Genomic DNA, 15,394 nt, shown 5'->3' on the forward strand with positions numbered 1-15,394 from the left:
GCCCTTCAGCCGGTCTTCGTGAACACCCCGAGGCCCGACGGCTGCGGCACCTGCGCGAACTTGTCGAAGTACGCCAGTGTCACGCCGTGCACGGCGCCGCCCGCACGGGTGAACACGGCCGAGGAGAGGGAACCCGGAGGCGCCCCCTCCCCCGTCGGCGCGAAGGACAGCGTGTCCCCGTTCCACGGGTCGATGTCGAACGTGTAACCGCCCGTGGGCCCCATCGCCCCGTGCAGCTTTCCGCCGGAGGACGTGATCGTGAGGGTGCCGAGGTACGGGCTCGTGTAGGTGCCGACATAGTCGGCGTCCGGTGCCTGCGGCGCAGCGCCGGCCGGCGGCTTCTCGCCGGCCAGGTCGCCGACAGGAGCGTTGTAATGCGCGAAGACGCCACCGTACGCCTTCACCCAGTCGCGCGTCTGCGCGCCGTAGAGCACATCGTCGAGGAACTGCTGGTTCACCGCCTCCGGCACGCCGATGGGCGCCCCGTTCGTGAGCACGACGATGCCCAGGTCGAGATCCGGGACCATCGCCTCGGCGGTCGCGGTACCGAGCTCGAACCCGCCGGAGTGGCTCAGCACGACCCGTCCGCCGGCGCCCGACCCGACGTTGCTGCCGAATCCGTAGTGCCCGGGCCGCTGGTCGAGCGCGCTGTTCCGGGAGTTCACGATCTGCGCCGAGAACGCCTGGGTGAGCGGCGCGGGATCGATGAAGTCCTTTCCGGCGAGTTTGCCGTCGTCCAGGACCACCGCCATCCACTTGGCCACGTCCCCCGCCGTCGACGCCACGCCGCCGGCCGGCGCCTCCGCATCGGGGTCGCGGTCGAACAGCGGCTCGAAGTCGCCCGCCCCGATCCGCGCGTGCTGCACGGCCCGGTCGCGCGTGGCGAGGAACTCGGCATGCGAGGAGGTGGTGGAGGTCATCCCGAGCGGGTCGAACAGCAGCTCCTTCGCCGTCTGCTCCCAGGTCTCGTGCCGGGAGGCGGCGACGGCCACCGCGCCGGTGGTGAGCCCGAAGTTCGAGTACTGGTACGTCGTGCGGAAGGGCGCGAGCGGGATCTGGTTCAGGTGCGCCAGGATGTAGTCGCGGTCGAAGCCGAGATCTTCGAGCTCATCGCCGCCGCCGGTCGGGATGCCGGTGCGGTGCGCGAAGGCGTCGCCGATCGTCGCGTTCGCCGTGACGTACGGATCGTTGAACGTCATAGACGGCATCAGATCCTTGATCGGGGTGCTCCAGGTGATGCTCGGATCCTCGGTCATCGCCCGCGCGACGATCGTGGCCGAGATCGGCTTCGACATCGACGCGATCATGAACAGTGTGTTGACGTCGACCGGGGCTCCGGTGCGCTTGTCACGCACTCCGAACGCCCCCTCATACACGGTCTTCCCCTTCGAGACCACGGCGACCGTGGCGCCGGGGACACCGGTGCGCTTGAGCGCGTCGGCGACGTGCGCCGGGAGCTTCTTCAGTGCGGCGGCGACGGCGGTCGCGCGATCGGTGTACAGCGGCATCACGTCCTGGTTCGGCGCCGCCCCGGTCTGCACGTGCACCGACTGTCCGCCCTGCGGCGGCGCCGAGCACCCCGCCACGGCACCGACCATCAGCAGTGTCACCGAGGCGGCGATCAACGGCGATCCCCGGCGCGCAGCACCGGTCCTGTTCCTTGCGGGCGCCATGCCGCTCCTCTTCTCGCGACCCCCCCTCGGTGAGGCTAGCGAGCGCGGAACACGCGGGGCAAGATGTCACCGCGTGCTGAGACCGATTCGTTCCCGTCGACTTCCGCCGCTTGTCAGGATGCCCGCAGGTCCTGGGCGAACATCACCAGGATGCCGCTGGGTCCGCGGAGGTAGGTCAGCTTGTACACGTCCTGATAGTTCGCCACGCCCCGCAGCGGGAAGCAGCCGTGCCGGGCGGCGATCGCGAGCGCCTCGTCGATGTCGTCGACGGCGAACGCGATGCGGTGCATGCCGATCTCGTTCGGGAGCGTCGGCTCGGTCTCGATCGCGTCGGGGTGGAAGTACTCGAACAGCTCCACGCGCCCGTTCCCGTCCGGCGTCTGCAGCACCGCGATCCTCGCGCGATTGCCGTCGAGCCCGACGGCGATGTCTGCCCATTCGCCCGAGACGGTGTCGCGTCCCAGCACGGTGAGGCCGAGGTCGGTGAAGAAGGAGATGGTCGCTTCGAGGTCCCGGACGGCGATGCCGACGTTGTCCATGCGGATGGCCATGCCTCGCACTCTACGCCGCCCGGTCCGTGGGCCCCGGCGTCAGTGCGCGCCGGCTTCGACCAGGATCACGCCGCCCACGATCACGGCGAGACCGATCGCGGTCATGACCGAGATGTGATCGCGGAACAGGACGCGCCCGAGGACGGCGGTGGCGGCGACGCCGAGCGCCGCCCAGACCGCGTACGCGATGCCGACCGGCATGCCCAGCGCCAGCACCGCACCCAGCAGCACGTAAGAGGCCAGGTAGCCCAGGACGATGGCCGGGATGTGGCGACGGCGGCGGAAGCCCTCGGAGGCGCGCAGGCTCAGGGTGGCGGTCACTTCGGAGGCGATCGCGCCGAGCAGCAGCAGCCAGGTCATGAGGCGCTCCCGGTATCTCCGCGGGCGTGCCTGGTGCCCAACTCGGCGAGCAGCACGCCGGCGATGATCACCCCGAGCCCGACGAGGGAGAGCGGGCTCAGCGCCTCGGCGAACAGCGCCGCCGCAGCGAGCGCGGTGAGCGCCACGCCGATCGCGGACCAGATGCCGTAGGCCACGCCCACGGGCATTCCGCGGGTGAGCACGATCCCGAGCAGCCAGAACGACCCGCCGTACCCGAGCACGACCACGCACAGCCACCACCAGGATCCGCCCGTCGACACCGCTCGCAGGCTGAGCGTCGCACTGACCTCCAACACGATCGCGAGCAGCAGGGGCGGCCAGGCGCTGGGCAGGTGACGACCACCGGCCCCGGCATCAGGGGCCTGGCCCGCCGGCTCAGGCGAGGACATCGTCGAGCAGCGGGTGCAGATGCCGGGAGCGCAGCGTCCGCGCGGCGTTCGCGGCGCCGGCCGCCAGCGCGTCGTCCACCGCATGGCCCGCCAGCGTCGCATCGAGCACGCCGGCGAAGAAGGCATCGCCGGCGCCATTGGTGTCGACGACGTCGACCGGCACCGCCGCCACGCGATGCAGCGCGCCTTCGCCATCGACGGCGATCGCGCCGTCGGCCCCGAGCGTGCAGACGGCGAGGGAGGCCCCCGCGTCGATGCAGTCGCGCAGGAAGCCCTCGGGATCCGAAAGCCGGTCGGCGTTGCAGAAGATCACGTCCGCAGCGGCGACGAATGGCCGGTGGAACGTCGCGGTTCCGTCGTAGTCGTGCAGATCGACCCAGATCGGGGCCCCGGCCGTGCGCGCCTCGTCGATCGCGGCGAGCCCCTCGGCGGAGAGGTCGAGCACGATCGCGGCGGCGCCGGCGAGCGCGGGCTCATCGCCGGCGAGGTCCTCCCACCCCGGGGCGAGCTCGGGCGATGACAGGAACACCGAGACCCGCTCGCCGGCATCCGTCATGAGGTTCAGATGGCGTTCGGAGACGGTGGCCTCACGGAGGCCCAGCAGGGGCACCCCGGCTCTTCCGAGCGCATCGCGGATCCGCAGTCCCGCCGCGTCGCGGCCGACCCGCGCGCGCAGGGACACGGCGCGCCCGAGTCCGTGCAGACTCAGCGCCTTGCCGGCGCTCGTTCCGCCGACCGTCTGCCAGTCCGCCTCCGCGAACTGCATGTGCGGCGTCGGCTCCGGCAACCGGTCCAGCAGCACGATCGTGTTCCACGACACCGCCCCGACGACGGCGACCCGCCCCGCATCGGGGTCTTCACTCATCGAAGCCCTCGGCGATCAGCTCGACCAGCTCCTCCCGCTCCTCGACGGGGAGGAACGCACCGGCGGCGGCGTTGAACTGGAAGGACTCGAGGTCCTCGAGGTCGTAGCCGAACGCGTCGACGAGCAGCGCCATCTCCCGCGTCAGCGAGGTCGCGCTCATCGTGCGGTTGTCGACGTTCACGGTCACCGCGAAGCCCAGCTGGTAGAGCAGATCGAACGGATGGTCCGCGAACTCGGTCCCCCAGGCGGCGATCGCGCCGGTCTGCAGGTTGGACGACGGCGAGAGCTCGAGCGGAATCTCCCGATCGCGCACCCAGCGCGCCAGATCGCCGAAGCGGACCTGCACCTCCTCGCCGTCGCGATTGACGATCTCCAGATCCTCGGCGATCCGCACGCCGTGACCGAGGCGCAGCGCGCGACCGTCGACCAGCGCGGAGCGGATCGAGTCCGGTCCCGCAGCCTCGCCCGCGTGCACGGTCGTGGGGAACATCTGCCCGGCCAGGTACTCGAAGGTCTCCCGGTAGCGCGACGACGGGTACCCCGCCTCGGGGCCCGCGGTGTCGAAGCCGACCACGCCGCGATCCCTGTTGGCGACGGCGAGCTCGGCGATCTCTCGCACACGCTCGGTCTGCCGCATCGCGGAGAGCAGCTGTCCCACCCGGATGCTCTTGCCCCGGCTCTCCGCGGCGTCCTCCGCCTCGTCGATGCCGTCCTGCACGGCGTCGACCGCCTGCTGCAGGCTGAGTCCGTTCGCGAGGTGCAGCTCGGGCGCCCAGCGCACCTCGCCGTACACGACGCCGTCGCGCACCAGGTCCTCGACGAACTCGCGCGAGATGCGGCGCAGGTTCTCCGCGCTCTGCATCACGGAGAGGGAGACGTCGAACGTCTTCAGGTAATCGACCAGGGATCCGGCCGACGCCTGAGTGCGGAACCACATCGCGAGCCCGGTCGGGTCGGTGTGCGGCAGTTCGATCCCTGCCGCGTCGGCGAGCTCGATGATCGTGGCGGGGCGCACTCCGCCGTCGAGGTGATCGTGCAGCGAGACCTTGGGGAGGCTCCGGAGGGACAGACCCTCGACCTCCAGGTCGCCGTTCGCGTCGATGGGCATGACAGATCCTTCCTCAGCGGTCGATCGATGGGAATCGTCAGGGATGTTCCGAGAGGAACCGGACAGGGCGCCGCGCAGACGCCGCGCCCGGAATCAGCCTAGGCCGTGATGCGCTCGCGCACGAGGGGCGCGCGCTCGATGTGCTCTGCGCCGATCTCCCACGCGCCGTCCACCGCCTCCAGCGCACGGTCGAACCGCGCCGCGTCGTCGGCGGACAGCGTGAACACCGGGTCGCCGGCGCGCACGGCATCGCCGGGCTTCACGTGCAGGTCGATGCCCGCGGCGAACACCACCGCGTCCTCCGCGCGGGCGCGGCCCGCTCCCAGGCGCCAGGCGCCGATGCCGAACGGCAGCGCGTCCATGCGGGTCACGAATCCGTCCGATGCGGCGGTCACGGTGTGCGTCTCGCGTGCGGTCGGCAGAGCCGCGTCGGGGTCGCCGTCCTGCGCCCGGATCATGGCCTTCCACGAGTCCATCGCGCGGCCGTCGTCCAGCGCCTTCTCCACGTCGGCGTCGGGCTGTCCGCTGAGCGCCAGCATCTCCCGGGCGAGCGCGATCGTGAGCTCGCGGATGTCCGCGGGGCCGCCTCCGGCGAGCACCTCGACCGATTCGCGGACCTCGTTCGCATTGCCGATCGCGAGGCCCAGCGGCACGTTCATGTCCGTGAGGAGTGCGGTGGTCTGCACACCGGAGTCGGTGCCGAGCGCCACCATGGTGCGGGCGAGTTCGCGAGCGCGATCGATGTCCTGCATGAAGGCGCCGGATCCGAACTTCACGTCCAGCACCAGTGCGTCGGTGCCCTCGGCGATCTTCTTGGACATGATGCTCGAGGCGATCAGCGGGATCGCCTCGACCGTGCCGGTGACGTCGCGCAGCGCATAGAGCTTCTTGTCGGCGGGAGCGAGACCGGATCCGGCCGCGCAGATCACCGCGCCGACGTCACCCTGCAGCTGCGCGAACATCTCCTCGTTGCTGAGCGCGGCTCGCCAGCCGGGGATCGATTCGAGCTTGTCCAGGGTGCCGCCGGTGTGGCCGAGGCCACGGCCGCTCAGTTGCGGCACCGCCACGCCGAAGCAGGCCACGAGCGGGGCCAGCGGGAGCGTGATCTTGTCTCCCACGCCGCCCGTGGAGTGCTTGTCGACGGTCTTCTTACCGAGGGCGGCGAAGCTCATCCGCTCCCCGGACGCGATCATCGCGTCGGTGAGCACGCGGATCTCGTCGCGCTCCATGCCGCGCTGGAACACCGCCATCGCGAACGACGCCATCTGCGGATCCGTGACGTAGCCGCGCGTGTAGGCGTCGACCATCCACCGCAGCGCCGGCTCGGGCACGGTCCCGCCGTCGCGCTTGGCGCGGATGACATCCACCGCATCGAAAGGCTCGACCGCACTCATCGGACGTTCTCCAGATCTCTCGGCCCGAACGCGTCGGGCAGCACTTCGTCGATGGTTCTGATCCCGGACACCGTCTCCAGCAGCATCCCCGGCGCGGAGTGCTCGTACAGCAGCTGCCGGCAGCGGCCGCACGGCATGATCGTGTCGCCCTCGCCGTTCACGCAGAGGAACGCGACGAGGCGCCCTCCGCCCGACATGAACAGATCGCCCACCATCGCGCACTCGGCGCACAGCGTGACGCCGTAGGAGGCGTTCTCGACGTTGCAGCCGGAGACGATCCGGCCGTCGTCGACGAGCGCGGCAGCGCCCACGCGGTAGTGCGAATACGGCGCGTAAGCCTTGTGCTGTGCTTCGTCGGCGACGCGGCGCAGCTCATCCCAGTCGATGTCCATGAACGCCCTCCTAGGACTTGATGTACGGCTTGCCGTCGGCCGCGGGGGCCTTGATCTGCCCCACGAACCCGACGACTGCGAGGATCGTCACCACGTACGGCAGCATCAGCATGAACTCGCCGGGGATGGGCGTGCGCAGCACCGCGAGCAGGTTCTGCAGGTTCGTCGCGAAACCGAACAGCAGCGCAGCGAGCGCCGCCCGCACCGGATCCCAGCGCCCGAAGATCACCGCGGCGAGCGCGATGAAACCGAGCCCCGCCGTCATGTCCTTGGTGAACTGCGGCACCGAGACCAGGGTGAAGTAGGCGCCGCCGATGCCGGCGATCGCACCGGCGAGCTGCAGGTTCCAGAACCGCGTCGGGTTCACCTTGATGCCGACGGTGTCCGCCGCGTGCGGGTGCTCGCCGACGGCGCGCACGCGCAGGCCCCAGCGGGTGCGGTACATGCCCCAGGCCACCAGCGCGACCACGACGTACATCAGGTAGACGAGGAAGGTCTGGTTGAACAGAGCAGGGCCGATCACGGGGATATCGCCCAGGACCGGGATCTTGATCAGCGAGAACCGGGTGGGGCTGTTCAGCGTCTGCGCGTTCGGCGCGAGCACGCCCTGATACAGGAAGCCGGTCAGGCCCGAGGCGAAGACGTTGAGGACCACGCCGACGATGACCTGGTCGACGAGGTACTTGATCGCGAACGCGCCCAGCACGAGCGAGATCAGGATGCCGCCCAGCATCGCACCGATGAGACCCACGAACGGGTTGTGCGTGAGAGAGCCGAGGATCGTCGCCGTGAATGCGCCGAGCAGGAACTGTCCCTCGATCGCGACGTTGACGACACCGGCGCGCTCGCCGATCACCCCGGCGAGGGCGCCGAAGACGAGCGGCACCGCGAGCGAGATGGATCCTCCGAGCAGGCCGGTGAGCGTGATCGCGCCCGCTGCACCCGCACCCGCCCAGGTGAGGAACGCGGTCATCGCGAGCACCGCGTACACGATCGGCACCCACAGGGGGATCTTCCGGTACTGCAGCGCGGCGATCAGTGCCAGCACGCCGAGTCCTACTGCGATCACCCACGTGGTCCAGAGCACCGGTCCCGCGGGGACGGCGACGTCGCCGAGGCGGATCACTGCGCTCGCCTCGGACAGGCGGAACGTCGTGGTCCCGTAGCGGGGCACGAACAGGAACAGCAGCCCGAGCAGGGCGACGATCGCCAGCAGCGTGATCGGGACCTTCAGCGAGCGGACCTTGACGACGGTGGGCGCGTCGAGCACGGGTGCCGAGGTGAGGGAGGTGCTCATGCTGCCGCCGCCTTCGTGTCGGAGGAATCGGAGTTCTTGGCCGCCCGGCGCGCGATCCGCGCCTTGGAACGCTGCGAGCGCTCCGAGTCGTCCTTGGGCAGGAAGAAGATGGTGCGGATCAGCGGCGGCGCCGCGATGAACAGCACGATCAGCGACTGCACCACGAGCACGATGTCGACGGGGATCGACTGCAGCGCCTGCATCGGGAACGAACCCGCCTTCAGCGCGCCGAACAGCAGTCCGGCCCAGAACGTGCCCCACGCACGGCTGCGCCCGAGCAGCGCCACCGTGATGGCGGTGAAGCCGATACCGGCGTCGATGCCGCCGTCGAAGCCGCTCGTGATCGTGCTCTGGATCTGGAACATGCCGGCCAGGCCCGCAAGTCCCCCGGAGAACAGCATCGCGTAGATGTAGACGCGCGGAACGCTGATCCCCGCGGCCCGTGCCGCATTGGGGTTCTCCCCCACGGCCCGCATCCGGAAGCCGAGACCGGACCGCTCGACCAACCACCACACGAACAGCGTCGCGACGATCACGATCGGGAAGCCCCAGTCGATCAGGTCGAGTCCGGGGAGCTTGGGCAGAATCGCGCTCGGAGGGGTGGGCCGGGAGATCGGCTGAATCTGACCAGGCCGCTGCAGCAGCTGCGGCACCTGCACCATCCACGTCACGAAGTAGAACGCGACGTAATTGAGCATGATCGTGAGGATGACCTCGTGCGCACCGGTGCGTGCCTTCAGCAGGCCCACGAGCCCGCCCCAGAGCGCCCCAGCGGCGATGCCGACGATCAGGGTGAGCGGGATCTGGATGATCGCAGGCAGGTTCAGCTGGAACGTCACGAGCGCCGCCGCCGCGCAGGCGATGAGCATCTGGCCGCGGGCGCCGATGTTGAACAGGCCGACGCGGAACGCCACCGCGATGCCGAGGCCGGCGGCGATGAGCGGCGCGGCGAAGGAGATCGTGTTGCCGAGCGGCTTCACGGCGGACCAGAAGTCGCTGGCTCCGAAGTCGATGATCGATCCGTTGAACAGCGCGGAATAGGCGCCGATCACTGCGCTCCAGGCGGCGCCCAGCGTGTCGGTGGGACGCGCGAAGAAGTACCCGGCCGCCGCCTGCACATCGGGGTTGGTGACGGCGATCAGCACCCCGCCGACGATGAGCGCCAGGAGGATCGCCAGCACCGTGGTGACCGCGCTCCCGCGCAGGATCTCCCGGAGCACACGGTTCGAGACCGGGATCTCCTGGATGTTGCGGGTCATCGGCGGTTGAGGTGCGGGCGCGACCGGACCGCCGTCCGCGCTGGGCGCGGGCTCGGGTGCCGGCGTGCCGGAGGTGGGCGCGGATTCGTTGCTCATGCGGCTGCCTCCGTGGGGTTCTCGCCGGCCATCATCAGGCCGAGCACGTCGCGCGGGGTGTCCCCCGGGACGATGCCGACGATGCGGCCGCGGTACATGACCGCGATGCGGTCGGCGAGGGCGGTGACCTCGTCCAGTTCGGTCGACACCACGATCACCGGGATGCCGGAGTCGCGGGTCTCGACGATGCGCTTGTGGATGAACTCGATGGATCCGACGTCCACGCCGCGCGTGGGCTGCGAGGCCAGCAGCAGCTTGAGGTCGCGGTTGAGCTCGCGCGCGATGACGACCTTCTGCTGGTTGCCGCCCGACAGGGATCCAGCCGCCTGGCCCGGTCCCTGCGTGCGGATGTCGAACTCCACGATGCGCTCCTTCGCGAACGTGTCGAGCACGCCGCGCATGATGGTCCCGAAGCGGGTGAAGGCGGGGTCATCGGAGCGGTCGAGGATGAGGTTCTCCGCGACGGAGAATGCGCCCACGAGACCATCCTCGTTGCGGTCCTCCGGGACGAACCCGACGCCGGCCTCGAGCACCTGGTGCACGTTGCGGCCGATCAGCTCCATGCCGTCGAGCGAGATGGATCCGGTAGAGCGCGCGCCCAGTCCCATGATCGCCTCGGCCAGCTCGGTCTGCCCGTTGCCCTGCACGCCGGCGACGGCCAGCACCTCGCCCGGGCGCACATCGAAGCTGATGTCGTCGACCACGACGACGCCGTCCGGCGCGATCACACGCAGGCCCTTGACGTGCAGCCCGCCTTCGCCGATCCTGGGCGGATCCTTGTGCACCGTCAGCTCGACCGCGCGCCCCACCATCATCGAGGCGAGCTCGGTGTTCGAGGACTTCGGGTCGGCCTCGCCGACCACCCGGCCCAGACGGATCACGGTGATCTTGTCGGCGATCGCGCGAACCTCGCGAAGCTTGTGCGTGATGAACACGATCGCTGTGCCCTCGTCGCGCAGCTGCTTCATGATCTCCATGAGCTCGTCGGTCTCTTGAGGGGTGAGCACCGCGGTCGGCTCGTCGAACACGAGCACCTTCGCGTCACGGCTCAGAGCCTTGATGATCTCCACGCGCTGCTGCACGCCGACCGGCAGGTCCCCCACGATCGCGTCCGGATCGACCTCGAACCCGAACCGCGAGGCGACCTCGCGCACGTGATCGCGCGCCGCCGCGATGTCCAGCACGCCGAGCGCCTTGGACTGCTCGTGCCCGAGCATGACGTTCTCTGCGACGGTGAACACCGGGATGAGCATGAAGTGCTGGTGCACCATGCCGATGCCGGCCGCCATCGCATCGCCGGGGCCGCGGAAGTGCTGCGGCACGCCGTCGAGCAGGATCTCGCCCTCGTCGGCCTGATACAGGCCGTAGAGCACGTTCATCAGGGTCGACTTGCCGGCCCCGTTCTCGCCCAGCAGGGCGTGGATCTCGCCAGGTTCGACGACCACGTCGATGTGGTCGTTGGCGACCAGGGATCCGAAGCGCTTGGTGATGCCGCGGAGCTCGAGCTTCATAACTGTGACCCTATCCGGGAAGGGGGGACTCAAGAAGAGCGCGGGGCGCCGGATCCCGCCATCGCGCCGGTCGGCGACGATGGCGGGATCGGAGCGCCCCGCGTCAGAGGGGGTTACTTCGGGGACGCGGCCGATTCGACCTTGATGTCGCCCTTGATGATCTTGTCCTGCAGCGCCTTCAGCTCGTCGGTCAGGCCCTTCGGGAGCTTGCTCTCGAAGTCGTGGAACGAGGACAGGCCCACGCCGTTGTTCTGGAGCGTGCCGACGTACGGGGTCGGGTCGAAGCTGCCCTTGGCAGCGTCGAGGACCGTGGTGTTGACCGCGTCGTCGATGCGCTTCATGACCGAGACCAGGATCTGGTCGGCGACGGACGGGTCAGCCGCGGCGAGGTCGGAGTCGACGCCGAGCATGACCGTCTTCTTGCCGCTGTCCTTGATCGCAGCGCTGGCCGAGAGGTAGATCGGACCGCCGACCGGGAAGATCACGTCGACGCCCTGACCCAGGATCGAGTTCGCGGTCTGCTTGGCGGTGTCGTTCGCGGCGAAGGCGCCGGTGAACGAACCGTCCTGCGCGGCCTTGTCCCAGCCGACCGAGGCGACGTTTCCGCCCTTGTCCTCGTCGTACTTCTTGACGCCGTCGACGAAGCCGTCCATGAAGATCGTCACCGGCGGGATCTTCATTCCGCCGAAGGTGCCGACCTTGTTGGCGCCCTCCTGCGCCGACCATGCCGCCGCGGCGTAGCCGCCGAGGTACGCGGCCTGGGCGGTGTCGAAGAGGATCGGCTTGATGTTCGGCGCGTCCGGCTTGCCGTCGTTGTTGGTGTCGGCCAGCGAGTCGATGATGCCGAAGTTGATCTTCGGGTTCGCCTGCGCGGCGGTGGAGATCGCGGCGTCGAGCTTGAAGCCGACGCCGATGATCATGGTGCACTTGCCGGAGATCAGCGAGTCGATGTTGCTCTTGTAGTCGTTGTCCGACTTCGACTCGACCTCGAGAGCCTTCACGCCGAGGGTCTTGGCCGCCTTGTCCATGCCGATCTTGGCCGACTCGTTGAAGGACTTGTCGTTGAAGCCGCCGCTGTCGGAGACGAGGCAGGGCTTGAAGTTCGCGTCGGCCGGCTTGGCACCGCCGCTCGAGCTCGCCGGAGCAGGAGCGGATCCGCAACCTGCGAGGGCGACGATGACACCGGCGGCGATGGTCGCGCCGATCAGCTTCTTGGTGATGGTCACACGGGCCTCCAGAAAACGAGCCCGCGGCCATCGCGGGTCACTTGAAAGTTACCGACTATGACGAAGATCGGGCATCCTCGTCCGTGTCGCTGGAGTCAATGGTTACAAACATGAGATCACATGCGCTCGTCCATGCTCATATGAGCAGAGCACCCGGGTCATCCCCGCTTTCGTGCAGGCCCGTGCGCATCTGCCGATGATCGCGGGGGCCTCAGAGCACGTCGCCGCGCCCGGTGAGCTTGAGCGACTCGACCACGCCCTTCACCCGCTGCGCGTGCTCGATGGTCGTCACGAGCAGCGCGTCCGGGGTGTCCACCACCACGATGTCCTGAACGCCGACCAGGCTGATCACCCGAGACGTCTGGCTGACCAGGATCCCGCTCGCCGCGTCCGACAGCACTCGGGCGGAAGCGCCGAGCACGGCGAGATCGTTCTTGCGGCCGTTAAGGATGAGCTTGGTGAGCGAGGCGAAGTCCCCCACGTCGTCCCAGTCGAAGTGGCCCGGCACCACGGCCAGCCGGCCGCGCTCGGCCGCCGGCTCGGCGACCGCGTAGTCGATCGCGATCTTCGGCAGCGCCGGCCACACCCGATCCACCGCGGGTCCGCGTCGCTCCCGGTCATCCCACGCCTCGGCGAGCTCCATGAGACCGGCGTACAGGGCGGGCTGGTGCAGTTCGATCTCCGCCAGAAGCACGTCGGCCCTTGCGATGAACATGCCCGCGTTCCAGAGGTAGCTGCGGTCGGCGACGTACTTCCTTGCCGTGGCGAGGTCGGGCTTCTCCACGAACCGATCCACCAGGGCGGCCTCTCGCGCACCCTCGATCTCGAGCTCCGTCCCCTGCTTGATGTAACCGAAGCCGACCGCCGGCTCTGTCGGCGTGATGCCGATCGTGACGATGTACCCCTCTCGCGCGACCTCGACGGCGTCACGTACGGCGAACTCGAACACGCGGGTGCCGCGGATGACATGATCCGCGCTGAAGGATCCGATGATCACATCTGGGTCGCGTCGGTGCAGGATCGCTGCCGCGAGCCCGATCGCCGCCGCCGACTCGCGCGGCTCGGACTCCAGGAACACGTTCTTGTCGGCGATGCCCGGCAGTTGCGCCTCCACCGCAGCGCGGTGCGCGCGCCCGGTCACCACCGCGATCCGGTCGGGGCCGGTCAGCGGCTCCAGCCGGTCCCAGGTGTCGCGCAGCAGCGACTGTCCGGATCCGGTCAGATCGTGAAGGAACTTCGGCGCATCGGCCCGGGACAGTGGCCACAGCCGGCTCCCGATGCCTCCGGCGGGGATGACGGCGTAGAAGTCAGGGATCGGCTCGCGCATGGGATCCAGCGTAGCGAGGGCCCCGTCGCCACCTGCTCAGAGCATCTCCAGCGGCACCGGACGGGCAGGGGCGGGGAAGCGTGCATCGATCGCCGAGAGCACCTCCGCGGGCAGCTCGACGTCGATTGCCGCGGCGTTGTCCCGCGCGTGCGCGACGTCGCCCGCCTTGGGGATCGCCAGCACGTCTCCGGAGCGGATCACCCAGGCGAGCACCAGTTGCGCCACTGTCAGCCCGATCGATGAAGCCAGCTCCGCGAGCACGGGATCGCCGAGCACACGCGCCTGCTCGAGCGGCGAGTACGCCATCGCCGGAATCCCGCGGCGGCGCAGCAACGGGAGCAGATCGAGCTCGGGCCCGCGGCGGGACGGGTTGTAGAGGATCTGATCGGTCGCGGCTCCCGCGGGAAGCTCGGCGAGGTCGTCCGGATCCAGGTTGCTCACGCCCCAGTCCAGGATGTCGCCGGCGTCGCGCAGGTCCTCGAACGCGGCGACGGTCTCCTCGAGCGGCACCGGCCCGCGCCAGTGCAGCAGGTACAGATCGAGCCGGTCGGTGCCGAGCCGGGCGAGGCTGTCGTGCGCCGCTCGACGGATCCCGGCCGCGTCGGCGTGATGCGGGAGCACCTTGCTCACCAGGAACGCGTCGTCGCGCCGCCCGCGGATCGCCTCCCCCACCCGTCGTTCGGAGCGGCCGGATCCATACATCTCCGCCGTGTCGACGACGCGCAGACCGGCGTCGAGCCCCACCTGGATCGCCGCGATCTCCTCGTCCCGTCGCGCCGGATCGTCGCCGACGTTCCAGGTGCCGATGCCGATGCTCGGGACGACGGCGCCGTTCGGGAAGCGAATGCTCATGCCCTCACGGTAGGACGTCGGTCGCCGTGCCCACGATCGCATCCATGCATGGTTCCGATCGCAGAACCGCATGATCGCTAAGGGTCGCCTTCGTCGCTCCCAGCCATCTGACAGGAATAGGATGAGGGGGATCGGACGCCTGCGCGCCGCGATCCTTCGCTATCGATCAGGGAGGACGACTGTGTCCGCAAGCACGCGCTTGACACCTTCGATTGCGGAAACCACGTCCAAGACGCCGCGCGGCACCCTCTACCGGGGTCGCGAAGGCATGTGGTCCTGGGTTCTGCATCGCATCACCGGAATCTCCATCTTCTTCTTCCTCCTGGTGCACGTGCTCGACACGTCGCTCATCCGGGTCTCGCCGGAGGCGTACGACGCGGTCCTCGGCACGTACAAGAACCCGATCATGGGGCTCGGCGAGACTGTGCTCGTCGCCGCGATCGTGTTCCACGCGCTGAACGGGCTGCGGATCATCCTCATCGACGTGTGGTCGAAGGGCGCCCAGTACCAGAAGCAGATGTTCTGGGTCGTGATCGGCCTCTGGCTGGTGCTGCTGGCCGGCTTCGTGCCGCGCCACCTGATCAACGTGTTCTCTCACGTGGGAGGTGCGAGCTGATGGCCGCGGACGTCTTCACCACCCAGCACATGGCGGCCCCGCGCCGCAGCAAGGGCGTCAACCTCGAGAAGTGGGGCTGGATCTACATGCGCGTCTCGGGCGTCGTGCTCGTCGTGCTGATCTTCGGCCACCTCTTCGTCAACCTCATGCTCGGCGAGGGCATCCACGCGCTGGACTTCGCCTTCGTCGCCGGCAAGTACGCCACGCCGTTCTGGCAGTGGTGGGACGTGCTGATGCTGTGGCTGGCCCTCATCCACGGCGCCAACGGCATGCGCACCGTCGTGAACGACTACGTCGGCCACACGGGCATCCGCAAGACCCTGCTGGTCGTGCTCGGCCTGGCCACCGCACTCCTCGTCCTGCTCGGCACCCTCGTCGTGTTCACCTTCGACCCCTGCAACGGCGTGTTCGAGAGCGGCGCCATGTGGGACACCTGCAAGGCGCTGGGCAAATAGCC

Annotated in this window: 16 protein-coding genes; 2 read left to right on the forward strand and 14 right to left on the reverse strand. The window is 69.1% G+C overall.

Features of this window, described 5'->3' with window-relative positions:
* Positions 1-5: 5 nt before the first annotated feature.
* The 14 genes from ACTJI8_RS10240 to ACTJI8_RS10305 all read right to left on the reverse strand — a co-directional run bounded on the left by ACTJI8_RS10240 (position 6) and on the right by ACTJI8_RS10305 (position 14,321).
* A complete protein-coding gene (locus ACTJI8_RS10240; RefSeq protein WP_440733330.1) occupies positions 6-1,673 on the reverse strand; it encodes a serine hydrolase in 1,668 nt (555 codons plus the stop codon).
* 113 nt (positions 1,674-1,786) lie between these two features.
* A complete protein-coding gene (locus ACTJI8_RS10245) occupies positions 1,787-2,224 on the reverse strand; it encodes a VOC family protein (RefSeq protein WP_440733331.1) in 438 nt (145 codons plus the stop codon).
* A 39-nt stretch (positions 2,225-2,263) separates the two neighbouring features.
* Positions 2,264-2,584, reverse strand: coding sequence for a DMT family transporter (locus ACTJI8_RS10250; RefSeq protein ID WP_440733332.1), 321 nt, complete (start codon positions 2,582-2,584; stop codon positions 2,264-2,266).
* Positions 2,581-2,994: a DMT family transporter gene (locus ACTJI8_RS10255; protein ID WP_440733333.1), complete on the reverse strand. Its 414-nt coding sequence runs from the start codon at positions 2,992-2,994 to the stop codon at positions 2,581-2,583. Before ACTJI8_RS10255 ends, ACTJI8_RS10250 begins: the two co-directional genes overlap by 4 nt.
* Positions 2,981-3,859, reverse strand: a complete 879-nt coding sequence (locus tag ACTJI8_RS10260; protein ID WP_440733334.1) for a carbohydrate kinase family protein — start codon at positions 3,857-3,859, stop codon at positions 2,981-2,983. The genes ACTJI8_RS10255 and ACTJI8_RS10260 overlap by 14 nt, the downstream gene beginning before the upstream one ends.
* Complete coding sequence (locus ACTJI8_RS10265; protein ID WP_440733335.1) at positions 3,852-4,967, reverse strand: adenosine deaminase; 1,116 nt, start codon at positions 4,965-4,967, stop codon at positions 3,852-3,854. Before ACTJI8_RS10265 ends, ACTJI8_RS10260 begins: the two co-directional genes overlap by 8 nt.
* 98 nt (positions 4,968-5,065) lie before the next feature.
* Entirely contained in the window at positions 5,066-6,361 is a 1,296-nt protein-coding gene (locus ACTJI8_RS10270) for a thymidine phosphorylase (RefSeq protein ID WP_440733336.1), read from the reverse strand.
* Positions 6,358-6,753 (reverse strand): cytidine deaminase, encoded by a 396-nt coding sequence (locus ACTJI8_RS10275; RefSeq protein ID WP_440733337.1) that lies wholly within the window; start codon positions 6,751-6,753, stop codon positions 6,358-6,360. The genes ACTJI8_RS10270 and ACTJI8_RS10275 overlap by 4 nt, the downstream gene beginning before the upstream one ends.
* A gap of 10 nt (positions 6,754-6,763) precedes the next feature.
* The gene (locus ACTJI8_RS10280) at positions 6,764-8,050 is read right to left on the reverse strand and encodes an ABC transporter permease (protein WP_440733338.1); all 1,287 of its coding nucleotides are present in this window, start codon (positions 8,048-8,050) and stop codon (positions 6,764-6,766) included.
* Entirely contained in the window at positions 8,047-9,405 is a 1,359-nt protein-coding gene (locus ACTJI8_RS10285; protein ID WP_440733339.1) for an ABC transporter permease, read from the reverse strand. The genes ACTJI8_RS10280 and ACTJI8_RS10285 overlap by 4 nt, the downstream gene beginning before the upstream one ends.
* Positions 9,402-10,916 (reverse strand): ABC transporter ATP-binding protein, encoded by a 1,515-nt coding sequence (locus ACTJI8_RS10290; RefSeq protein ID WP_440733340.1) that lies wholly within the window; start codon positions 10,914-10,916, stop codon positions 9,402-9,404. Before ACTJI8_RS10290 ends, ACTJI8_RS10285 begins: the two co-directional genes overlap by 4 nt.
* A 113-nt stretch (positions 10,917-11,029) precedes the next feature.
* A complete protein-coding gene (locus ACTJI8_RS10295; RefSeq protein ID WP_440733341.1) occupies positions 11,030-12,142 on the reverse strand; it encodes a BMP family lipoprotein in 1,113 nt (370 codons plus the stop codon).
* 211 nt (positions 12,143-12,353) lie between these two features.
* On the reverse strand, positions 12,354-13,469 hold the full coding sequence (locus ACTJI8_RS10300; protein ID WP_440733342.1) for a mannose-1-phosphate guanylyltransferase: 1,116 nt from the start codon (positions 13,467-13,469) through the stop codon (positions 12,354-12,356).
* Between the two features lie 36 nt (positions 13,470-13,505).
* Positions 13,506-14,321, reverse strand: a complete 816-nt coding sequence (locus ACTJI8_RS10305; protein ID WP_440733343.1) for an aldo/keto reductase — start codon at positions 14,319-14,321, stop codon at positions 13,506-13,508.
* Between the two features lie 181 nt (positions 14,322-14,502).
* Between ACTJI8_RS10305 and sdhC the strand changes: the two genes are divergently transcribed.
* Complete coding sequence (gene sdhC / locus ACTJI8_RS10310; protein WP_440733344.1) at positions 14,503-14,937, forward strand: succinate dehydrogenase, cytochrome b556 subunit; 435 nt, start codon at positions 14,503-14,505, stop codon at positions 14,935-14,937.
* On the forward strand, positions 14,937-15,392 hold the full coding sequence (locus ACTJI8_RS10315) for a succinate dehydrogenase hydrophobic membrane anchor subunit (protein WP_440733345.1): 456 nt from the start codon (positions 14,937-14,939) through the stop codon (positions 15,390-15,392). Before sdhC ends, ACTJI8_RS10315 begins: the two co-directional genes overlap by 1 nt.
* Positions 15,393-15,394 lie beyond the last annotated feature (2 nt).

The organism is Microbacterium sp. 22303 (assembly GCF_052045265.1).
In the GTDB taxonomy this organism is placed as follows: Bacteria; Actinomycetota; Actinomycetes; order Actinomycetales; family Microbacteriaceae; genus Microbacterium.

Coding starts and splice junctions, on each gene's coding strand:
- ACTJI8_RS10240 (WP_440733330.1), bottom strand. CDS start 1,673: ATGGCGCCCGCAAGGAACAGGACCGGTGCTGCGCGCCGGGGATCGCCG.
- ACTJI8_RS10245 (WP_440733331.1), bottom strand. CDS start 2,224: ATGGCCATCCGCATGGACAACGTCGGCATCGCCGTCCGGGACCTCGAA.
- ACTJI8_RS10250 (WP_440733332.1), bottom strand. CDS start 2,584: ATGACCTGGCTGCTGCTGCTCGGCGCGATCGCCTCCGAAGTGACCGCC.
- ACTJI8_RS10255 (WP_440733333.1), bottom strand. CDS start 2,994: ATGTCCTCGCCTGAGCCGGCGGGCCAGGCCCCTGATGCCGGGGCCGGT.
- ACTJI8_RS10260 (WP_440733334.1), bottom strand. CDS start 3,859: ATGAGTGAAGACCCCGATGCGGGGCGGGTCGCCGTCGTCGGGGCGGTG.
- ACTJI8_RS10265 (WP_440733335.1), bottom strand. CDS start 4,967: ATGCCCATCGACGCGAACGGCGACCTGGAGGTCGAGGGTCTGTCCCTC.
- ACTJI8_RS10270 (WP_440733336.1), bottom strand. CDS start 6,361: ATGAGTGCGGTCGAGCCTTTCGATGCGGTGGATGTCATCCGCGCCAAG.
- ACTJI8_RS10275 (WP_440733337.1), bottom strand. CDS start 6,753: ATGGACATCGACTGGGATGAGCTGCGCCGCGTCGCCGACGAAGCACAG.
- ACTJI8_RS10280 (WP_440733338.1), bottom strand. CDS start 8,050: ATGAGCACCTCCCTCACCTCGGCACCCGTGCTCGACGCGCCCACCGTC.
- ACTJI8_RS10285 (WP_440733339.1), bottom strand. CDS start 9,405: ATGAGCAACGAATCCGCGCCCACCTCCGGCACGCCGGCACCCGAGCCC.
- ACTJI8_RS10290 (WP_440733340.1), bottom strand. CDS start 10,916: ATGAAGCTCGAGCTCCGCGGCATCACCAAGCGCTTCGGATCCCTGGTC.
- ACTJI8_RS10300 (WP_440733342.1), bottom strand. CDS start 13,469: ATGCGCGAGCCGATCCCTGACTTCTACGCCGTCATCCCCGCCGGAGGC.
- ACTJI8_RS10305 (WP_440733343.1), bottom strand. CDS start 14,321: ATGAGCATTCGCTTCCCGAACGGCGCCGTCGTCCCGAGCATCGGCATC.
- ACTJI8_RS10315 (WP_440733345.1), top strand. CDS start 14,937: ATGGCCGCGGACGTCTTCACCACCCAGCACATGGCGGCCCCGCGCCGC.